This window comes from Streptomyces tauricus (assembly GCF_014650955.1).
In the GTDB taxonomy this organism is placed as follows: domain Bacteria; phylum Actinomycetota; class Actinomycetes; order Streptomycetales; family Streptomycetaceae; genus Streptomyces; species Streptomyces tauricus.
Map to the genome: position 1 here is coordinate 71187 of NZ_BMVY01000036.1, position 8617 is coordinate 79803.

Annotated in this window: 6 protein-coding genes; all 6 read left to right on the forward strand. The window is 70.4% G+C overall.

What is annotated here, in order from left to right; translation table 11 throughout:
- Window positions 1-18 precede the first annotated feature (18 nt).
- Window positions 19-465, forward strand: coding sequence for a hypothetical protein (locus tag IE278_RS35050; protein ID WP_246571155.1), 447 nt, complete (start codon window positions 19-21; stop codon window positions 463-465).
- 1 nt (window position 466) lies between these two features.
- Window positions 467-1561, forward strand: a complete 1095-nt coding sequence (locus IE278_RS35055; protein WP_189778537.1) for a GNAT family N-acetyltransferase — start codon at window positions 467-469, stop codon at window positions 1559-1561.
- A 456-nt stretch (window positions 1562-2017) separates the two neighbouring features.
- Window positions 2018-2830, forward strand: a complete 813-nt coding sequence (locus IE278_RS35060) for a glycosyltransferase family 2 protein (protein WP_189778539.1) — start codon at window positions 2018-2020, stop codon at window positions 2828-2830.
- Window positions 2827-3831 (forward strand): glycosyltransferase family 2 protein, encoded by a 1005-nt coding sequence (locus tag IE278_RS35065; RefSeq protein WP_189778545.1) that lies wholly within the window; start codon window positions 2827-2829, stop codon window positions 3829-3831. The genes IE278_RS35060 and IE278_RS35065 overlap by 4 nt, the downstream gene beginning before the upstream one ends.
- Entirely contained in the window at window positions 3828-4637 is an 810-nt protein-coding gene (locus IE278_RS35070) for a polysaccharide deacetylase family protein (protein ID WP_189778548.1), read from the forward strand. Before IE278_RS35065 ends, IE278_RS35070 begins: the two co-directional genes overlap by 4 nt.
- Window positions 4630-8617 (forward strand): polysaccharide biosynthesis C-terminal domain-containing protein (locus IE278_RS35075; RefSeq protein WP_189778550.1); only part of this gene is annotated, 3988 nt, incomplete at its 3' end. The genes IE278_RS35070 and IE278_RS35075, both read left to right, overlap by 8 nt.

The following is an 8617-nucleotide window of genomic DNA, read 5'->3' on the forward strand; positions in this document are numbered from 1 at the left end:
TCAGGGGGCAAGTCGCCCATGCAGACCATAGGTACCAAGTCATCATCCTCAGACCCGCCCGAACCGGCCGCCGACGACCGGTTACGGCAGGCGCGGGCCCCGCAAAGGGACCTGCTCCCCCTGCTCGCGGGCGCGGCCACCACGATCGCCGGCGTAGGCGCCGTCCTGGCCCTCGCCGACATCGACTCCCCCCTGCGCGCCCCGTTCACCCTCTTCTTCCTGCTCGCCGCCCCCACCGCAGCCGTGGCGATCGCCCTGCGGAACCTGGAACCGGTGGGCCGCGTCCTGGCGTCCCTGTCGGCAGCGGTAGCTGTCAATCTTCTGGTGGCCCAGGGCATGATCGCCGTGCACCGCTGGTCGGTCCCGGGCGGAATCGCGGCAGTGGCCGCACTCAGTTCCCTCATTCTCCTGCTGGTCCTGGTACGGCGGCTGCGCGGCCGTACGGTGAGAAGACGGGTCTCCTGACGTGGACATCAGCGTGTACCGCCCCGGTGAACTGACCTCCGCCGACCGGTCGGCGTGGACGGCCTTCCAGTCGAAGGCCCATTTGCACGACACACCGGAACTGGCGAACCCGTTCCTGTCACCGGAGTTCACGCTGGCCGTGGGCCGCTGCCGGCGCGGTGTACGGATCGCGGTCATCCGGGAGGACGGCGAGCCCGCAGCGTTCTTCCCGTTCCAGACGAGCACCGCGGGCGTCGGCCGGGCGATCGGCCTGGGCATCTCGGACTGCCAGGGGCTGGTCCACCGCCCCGGATTCACCTGGGACGCCCGTGAGCTGCTGCGGGCCTGCGGGCTCTCCGTGTGGGAGTTCGACCATCTGGCGCAAGGCCAGGCGCCGTTCGAGGCGGGAGCCTCCGGCACCTTCCCGTCCCCGGTCATCGACGTGGACCGCGGATACGAGGCGTACCTCACGCAACTGCGCGCCCAGTCACCCAAGTTCACGAGGACCACGCTCGCCAAGGAGCGCAAGCTGGGCCGCGACCACGCGGACGTGCGGTACGTGCACGACGAGCGCGACCCCGAGGTGCTGGGCACGCTGATGCGCTGGAAGTCGGCCCAGTACCGCAGGACAGGACGCAGCGACCGCTTCGCGCAGGACTGGATCACCCGGCTGGCACAGCAGCTCTTCCACAGTCGTTCCGAGTCGTTCGCCGGACTCCTGTCGGTGCTCTACGCGGACGGCCGGCCGATCGCCGCACACTTCGGACTGCGCTCCGAGCGGGTGCTGGCGTGCTGGTTCCCCGCGTACGACCCGGCGTTCTCGAAATACTCCCCCGGGCTGATCCTGCATCTGCGCATGGCCGAGTCGGCCGCCGCCGACGGCATCGCCTATCTGGATCTCGGCCGGGGCCAGAAGGAATACAAGGACTCCCTGAAGACACGGGAACTCTCCGTGTCCGAAGGGTGGGTTGCGCGCCGCCATCCCGTGGCGTTCGGACACCGGGCGCGCCGCGCCCCCGTCCGCGCTCTGCGCAATGCGGTGCTGGGGAGGCCGGAGTTGTTCGAGCCGGCCGACAAGATGCTCAAACGGATGGGGAAGATCCGTTCGGGCGGTTGAGTAACGGCCAAAACAACAAAAACGTGAGGCCATGTTCCAGGTCTTGCCATAGCGTCTCAATCATCAATACCGTCGTACATCTCACCCGCATCGGTCCATCAGCACATATGCGATCTAGGGGAGGGCTCAAGATCGCGACGAGGGCCCGGGGCGGGGCGCGGTAGGGGGGTGCCGTGCTCGGTGACCGCAAGGGTGCCGAGCCGTGCCGCGAGACCGACCCAGACAGTCGGCCAGTTATGCCAGCTCACCCGGCGTGGACGGAGATCTATTTCGGCATGCCGTGAGTGAGAAACCCCCCTTTCGAACCGGACAAAGAACCGGACCGCCCAGGGGCGGGCGGTCCACCGGACGAGAGGGACCGACTCAATGACTTCTTTTGTGCGCCCGGCGGTGCCGGGACAAGACCGGACCGAAGATCGGATTCAGGATCAGGCACAGGGCCGGATTCAAGGCCATATGCAAGGTCCGATTCAAGGTCATGTTCAAGGAAAGATCGCAGCCAGCACGTACCGGCCCATATCAACTCACCTGGCCATAGCGCCTCCGGTGAGCGTCGTCATTCCCGCCATGAACGAGGCGGAGAATCTTCCGTACGTCTTCAAGACACTTCCGCGGTGGATTCACGAAGTGGTGCTCGTCGACGGGAATTCCACCGACGACACCGTGGCGGTCGCCCGTGAGCTGTGGCCCGACGTCAAGGTCGTCGAGCAGCAGGGGAAGGGCAAGGGCGACGCCCTGATCACCGGCTTCGAGGCGTGCACCGGCGACATCATCGTGATGGTCGACGCGGACGGCTCGGCCGACGGTCACGAGATCGTCAGTTATGTCTCCGCGCTGGTCTCCGGGGCCGACTTCGCGAAGGGTTCGCGGTTCGCCAACGGCGGCGGCACGGACGACATGACACCGATCCGCAAGCTCGGCAACTGGGCGCTGTGCACGGTCGTCAACCGCAAGTTCGGCGCGCGCTACACCGATCTCTGCTATGGATACAACGCGTTCTGGCGGCACTGCCTGGACAAGATCGACCTCGACTGCACGGGTTTCGAGGTGGAGACCCTGATGAACATCCGGGTGGTCAAGGCGGGGCTGAAGGTCCAGGAGATACCGAGTCACGAGTACGTGCGCATCCACGGCGCGAGTAATCTGCGGGCCGTGCGCGACGGGCTGCGGGTGCTCAAGGTGATCCTCAAGGAGCGCTCCAACCGGCGGTCGCTGCGCCGCCGCCCGCGCGCCGTGGCGCTCAACTCCGGTCCGGGAGAGGTGTCTTGAACGCTCCGGACATCTCAGTGGTGATCTGTGTCTACACCGAGGACCGCTGGGAGGACATCCTCGCGGCGGTCGCCTCGGTGCGGACGCAGTCCCGGCCCGCACGGGAGACGCTGCTGGTCGTGGACCACAACCAGGCGCTCCTGGACCGGCTGTCGAAGGAGTACAAGGAGACCGAGGAGGTGCGGGTGCTCGCCAACGCGGGCCCCCGCGGCCTGTCCGCGGGCCGCAACACCGGCATCGCCGCCTCCGGCGGTGAGGTCATCGCCTTCCTCGACGACGACGCGGTCGCCGAGCGCGACTGGCTCCGCCACTTCGCCGAGGGGTACGAGGATCCGCGGGTGATGGCGGTCGGCGGCCGGACGATGCCGATCTGGGCGTCGGGCCGCCGGCCCGCCTGGTTTCCCGCGGAGTTCGACTGGGTGGTGGGCTGCACGTACAAGGGGCTGCCGCCCGGCCGGGTCCGGGTGCGCAACGTGCTCGGCGGCAACGCCTCGTTCCGCCGTACGGCCTTCGACGCGGCGGGCGGTTTCGCGACCGGTATCGGACGCGACGGCGACAGGCGGCCGCTGGGCTGCGAGGAGACGGAGCTGTGCATCCGGCTCACCCGTGCCCGGCCGGACGCCGTCCTGCTGATCGACGACCGTGCGGTGATCCACCACCGGGTGCCGGAGGTCCGCGAGCACTTCGCGTACTTCCGTACCCGCACGTACGCCGAAGGTCTGTCCAAGGCCCTGGTCGCCCGAAGTGTCGGCGCCGACAGGGGACTTGAGTCGGAGCGCCGGTACACCACACGCGTCCTGCCCGCCGGGGTCGCGCGCGGACTGCGCGACGCCCTGCTCGCCCGCCCCGGCGGCGCGGGCCGGGCCGCCGCCATCGTCGCCGGAGTGGTGACGGCGGCGGGCGGGTACGCACTCGGGAGCGTCCGGGCGCGCAGGAGCGGGGCCGCGTTCTCGGTGCCCCCGGTCGACCGGACAGCGGGGATCGAGGGGGGCGAACCATGAGCGGACCACCCGAGCCACGCGTGCCGATCCTCATGTACCACGCGGTGTCGAAGGTGCCGAACGACGCCACCCGCACGCTGTCCGTGACACCCGAGGCGTTCGCCGAGCAGATGGCCCTGTTGCGCGCCTCGGGCTTCACGCCCGTCAACACCGCCGCGCTGGCGCGGAGTTGGCGTGATGCGACTCCCCTGCCCGGCCGCCCCGTGCTGATCACGTTCGACGACGGCTACGAGGGCGTGCACCGGCATGCGCTGCCCGTGCTGGCCCGGCACGGATTCGCGGCCACGCTGTTCGTGTCGACCGGCTGGCTGCGCGGGGAGTACGACACCGGGGGCGGCCTCGACGTCATGCTCGACTGGGACCAGGTGCGCGAACTGGCGTCCGCGGACGTCGAGATCGGCGGCCACAGCCATACGCATCCGCAGCTGGACCAGCTGGCCGACGACGCCCTGCGTTCCGAACTGCGGCACTGCCGGGAGATCATCGCCGCCGAACTGGGCGTGCTCCCGGCCTCGTTCGCGTACCCGTACGGCTACTCCAGCCGCCGGGTGCGCCGGGCCGTGCGCGAGGCGGGCTTCACCCAGTCGCTCGCCGTGGGCAACGCGCTCGCGCGCCGCCGCCAGGGACCGTACGCGCTGCGGCGGGTCACCGTGCGCCGCAGCACCGGGATCGAGGAGTTCGAGCGGCTCGTCGAGGGCCGCGCGATCGCCCGCACCTTCGCCAGGGACCGTGCCCTCACCAAGGGGTACTCCATGGTCCGCAGAGCACGACAGGTTCGCCGGAAGGCCATCCGTTCCCGTGTCTGACACGACCACGGCCCAGGCCGACACCCCCGCGCCCGATCCACCCGAGCAGTCCGGGCGGCGCCTGCGCCTGCCCCGGCTGGGTCCGTCGTCCGGAGGCAGCCCGCTGTTCCGGAACGCCTACGCCCTGATGCTGAACACCGGTATCTCGGCCGTCCTCGGGCTCGGCTTCTGGCTGGCCGCCGCCCGGTACTACTCCGAGTCGGCGGTCGGCCAGGGCTCCGCCGCCATCGCCGCGATGAAGCTCCTCGCCGGGCTGACCGCGGTGACGCTGACCGGTGCCCTCGCCCGGTTCATCCCGGTGGCCGGACGCGGCACCGGCCGGCTCATCTTCCGTACCTATGCGGGCAGTTCGGTGGTCGTGGCGCTGGCCGCGGGCGTCTTCCTGCTCACGCTGGGGTTCTGGGGATCCTCGTACCGCTTCCTGCACGACCCGCTCGTCGGGCTCTGTTTCGTCCTGTCGGTCGTCGCCTGGTCGGTGCTGACCCTCCAGGACGGGGTGCTGACCGGGCTGCGCAGCGCGCTGTGGGTGCCCGTCGGCAACACCGTGTTCTCGGCGGTGAAGCTGGCGCTGCTCGTGGCGTTCGCCTCGGCCATCCCGACCATGGGTGTCTTCGTGTCGTGGGTCGCGGCCATCGCGGTGTCCGTGCTGCCGCTGGGCTGGCTGGTGTTCCGGCGGCTGGTCCCCCGGCATGTGAAGGCGACCGCGGAGGGCGCCGAGCCGCCCTCCATGAGGGAGATCGGGCGGTTCCTGGCCGGCGACTACACGGGTTCGCTGTTCTCGCTCGCCGTCGTCTACCTCGTCCCGGTGATCGTCGCCGCGCAGGTCAGCTCCGCCGACAACGCGTACTTCTACATCACCACCACGATCGGCGGCACGGTCAACCTGCTCGCCATCAACATGGGCGCCTCGCTGACCGTCGAGGGCTCGCACGACCCGGCACGGCTCGCCGCGAACACCCGGGCGGCGCTGCGCAGGATGGCACGCATCATGCTGCCGGTGGCCGGGGTACTGTTCTTCGGGGCGCCCTGGATCCTCGGCGTGTTCGGCCAGGGATACGCGGACGCGGCGACGCCACTGCTGCGCTGGTTCGCGGTCGGAGCGGTGCTGCGGGTCGTCATGGAGACGTACTTCGCGGTGCTGCGCGCCCAGAGCCGCACCGCCGGACTCGCCTGGCTGCAGGGCCTGTTGTGCGTACTGGTCCTCGGCCTCACGGTGATCCTGCTGCCCCGCATGGGGCTGACCGGCGCGGGCGTCGCGGAGATCTCCAGCCTCGCGGTGATCGTGCTGCTCGCCGCTCCCCGGCTGTACCGGATCGTCATGACCGCGCCGTCCGAGGACACATCCCGGGACACGGCGCCGGACGGGGACCTGGCGGACCTGGGCGCCCACGAGGTGCCCGGACCGAGGCAGGACGGACCGAAGCGGGACGGGGCTGCGAACGACGGGGCGGGGACGGACGGGGCTGGGAAGGACGCGCCGAGGAAGAGGCGCGGCCCGGCCTGGGCGCAGCGCCTGGACACGGACACCCTCGCCCTCGGTGTCCAGCTCGACTTCGACCACCTGGAGCGACGGCCGGACGTACGGCCCGGTCCCGGGACACCGCCCGCCGGCATCCCCGCGGTCGACCGGCCGAGCCGCCCCTCGGGGCCCCGACCGGACCACCACCCGGACCACCGGCCGACCTGGGCGCTGAGGACTCCGCACACTCCCCCGCGGCTGCCCTCGTCACGGCTGGATCTGGGCCTGCCCGTCGAGAAGCGGGAGCCGGGCTCGGAGACCTCCGTCAGCCCGTCCGAGATCGAGGTGGACGCCCCCTTCGACCCACCGGTCGGCGGCGTCGCCGAGGAAGCCGAGGAACCGGAGGGCGTACGCGAGACAGCAGCGGCCGGTACGAGCGGCGCGTCCGCAGCCGTACGGGCGGACGGACCCGGACCGTCGCAGGCACCGGCCTCCGGGTGGGAGCGGCTGCGGCCGACCCGCCTCGGGGTGCTGCTCGGCTGTCTGCTGACGGCCGCGCTCGTCCTGTACTGGGTGCCGGCGTCCGGGCTCGGGGAGCGCGATCTCGACCGGATGGGCGGGCTCGGCCTGGTCTCCGTCCTGCCGACACCGACCCTGGTCGGGGCCGGACTGCTGATCCTGGTGTTCGCCTCGCTGCTCTGGCTCGGCCGTGAACACAAGACACTGCTCATGGTCACGCTGCTGGCCACCGTGGTGTCGCTGCACGCGCTGCCCGCCGTGATCGAGACCGAACCGCGGTTCGCGACGGCCTGGCAGCACCTGGGGTTCATCGACCACATCGACCGGACCGGCTCGGCCGTACCCGACCTGGACGCCCGCTGGAGCTGGCCCGGCTTCTTCGCCGCGGCCGCGTTCATCTCCAAGGCCTGCGGGGTCGACGACCTCACCGAGGTCATCCGCTGGTGGCCCACGGCCATGCAACTCCTGTACCTGGCGCCGCTGTTCCTGCTCGTGCGCCATATGCGGGCGAGCTGGCGGGCCCAGTGGACCGGCATCTGGATCTTCGTACTCAGCGGCTGGGTGGGCCAGGACTACTTCTCCCCGCAGGGCTTCACCTACCTCCTCTACCTCGTGTTCGTGGCGATCCTCCTGGTGTGGTTCCGGGCCCCACGGGTGCTGTGGACGAAGATGCGGCCCGGCGAGCTGGAGGTCGAGCCGACCGACCGGCGCGAACGGGCCGTGCTGCTCATGGTGCTGATCGGGCTGTTCATGGCGACCGTGCCGGCGCACCAGCTGACGCCGTTCGTGATGCTGGGCGTCCTCGCGGTCCTCGTCCTGGTCGGCCGCTCCGAACTGCGGGGACTGCCGATCCTGTTCGCGGTCGTGGTCAGCGTGTGGATCGGCTTCCTCGCCGAGCCGTACTGGTCGGGTCACTTCGGCGAACTGTTCGGCGGCGTCGGCGGAGTCGGCGACAACGTCTCGTCCTCGGTCTCCGGCCGGATCGGCGAGGGCAGTTCGTCCCACAAGCTCGTCCTCTACGCCCGGGTGGCGCTGGCCGGCGGCGTGCTGGCACTGGCCTGCTGGGGCTGGTGGCGCCGCCGCGACCACAAGTACCGGGAGCGGTCGCTGCTCGTCCTCACCTTCGTCCCGTTCCTCGGCTTCGGCATGCAGTCGTACGGCGGCGAGATGGCGCTGCGCGTCTTCATGTTCGCCCTGCCGGGCGCGGCCCTGCTCGCCGGTCTCGCGCTCTTCCCGCGGACCGGAGTCACCGCGAAGGAACGGGACCAGGACCGGGTGAGCCTCGCACCGCTCGCCGCCCTGCTGGTCGGCCTCGTCCTGGTGGGCGGCTTCCTGGTGGCCCGCTGGGGCAACGAGCCGTTCGAGCGGATCAGGCCGGGCGAGGTCGCCGCCATGGAGTACGTGTACGCCCACGACAAGCCCACGGCACGGGTGCTGTGGCTGAGCGACGACACGGTCAACAACGTGACACCCGCGATGCCGTGGGGCGCGCGGGACATGGAGAGGGTGACCTACGTACCGACGCTCGCGCCCGCCGATCCCGTGCTGGTGTCGAGCCTGGTCAAGTCACTGAAGGACGCGGGCCCGAACTCGTACCTCATGATCAACCGCAGCCAGGTGACCTACCTGCAGCTGGACATCGGCTACTCCAGGACGTACGAGTACCGGCTCATCCGCAACCTCGACGCCCGGCAGGAGCTGCGCAAGGTCTTCGTGAACGAGGACGTGTCCCTGTACGCGCTGCGGCAGCAGCCGAGCGGCAAGGTCGCCAAGGCCGACCCCGGGCCGATCGGGCCGCAGGTGACCTGGACGCCCTGGTCGGTGGTGGGGGCGCTCGCGGCGGTCGCGCTGATCGTCCTGCTCACGACCCGCGAGGTGGTCCGCGTGGCGACGCGTCCGAGCGTCCGCCAACTCCAGTGGCTGCAGGCGACGTTCTGGTTCTCCCTGCCCCTGCTGACCCTGCTCCTGGCGTCCTTGATCCAAAGATTCCTGACGATGGCGT

What these genes read in the sequence shown, in the direction of transcription:
- IE278_RS35050 (WP_246571155.1), top strand. Translation starts at nt 19, where the DNA reads ATGCAGACCATAGGTACCAAGTCATCATCCTCAGACCCGCCCGAACCG.
- IE278_RS35060 (WP_189778539.1), top strand. Translation starts at nt 2,018, where the DNA reads ATGCAAGGTCCGATTCAAGGTCATGTTCAAGGAAAGATCGCAGCCAGC.
- IE278_RS35070 (WP_189778548.1), top strand. Translation starts at nt 3,828, where the DNA reads ATGAGCGGACCACCCGAGCCACGCGTGCCGATCCTCATGTACCACGCG.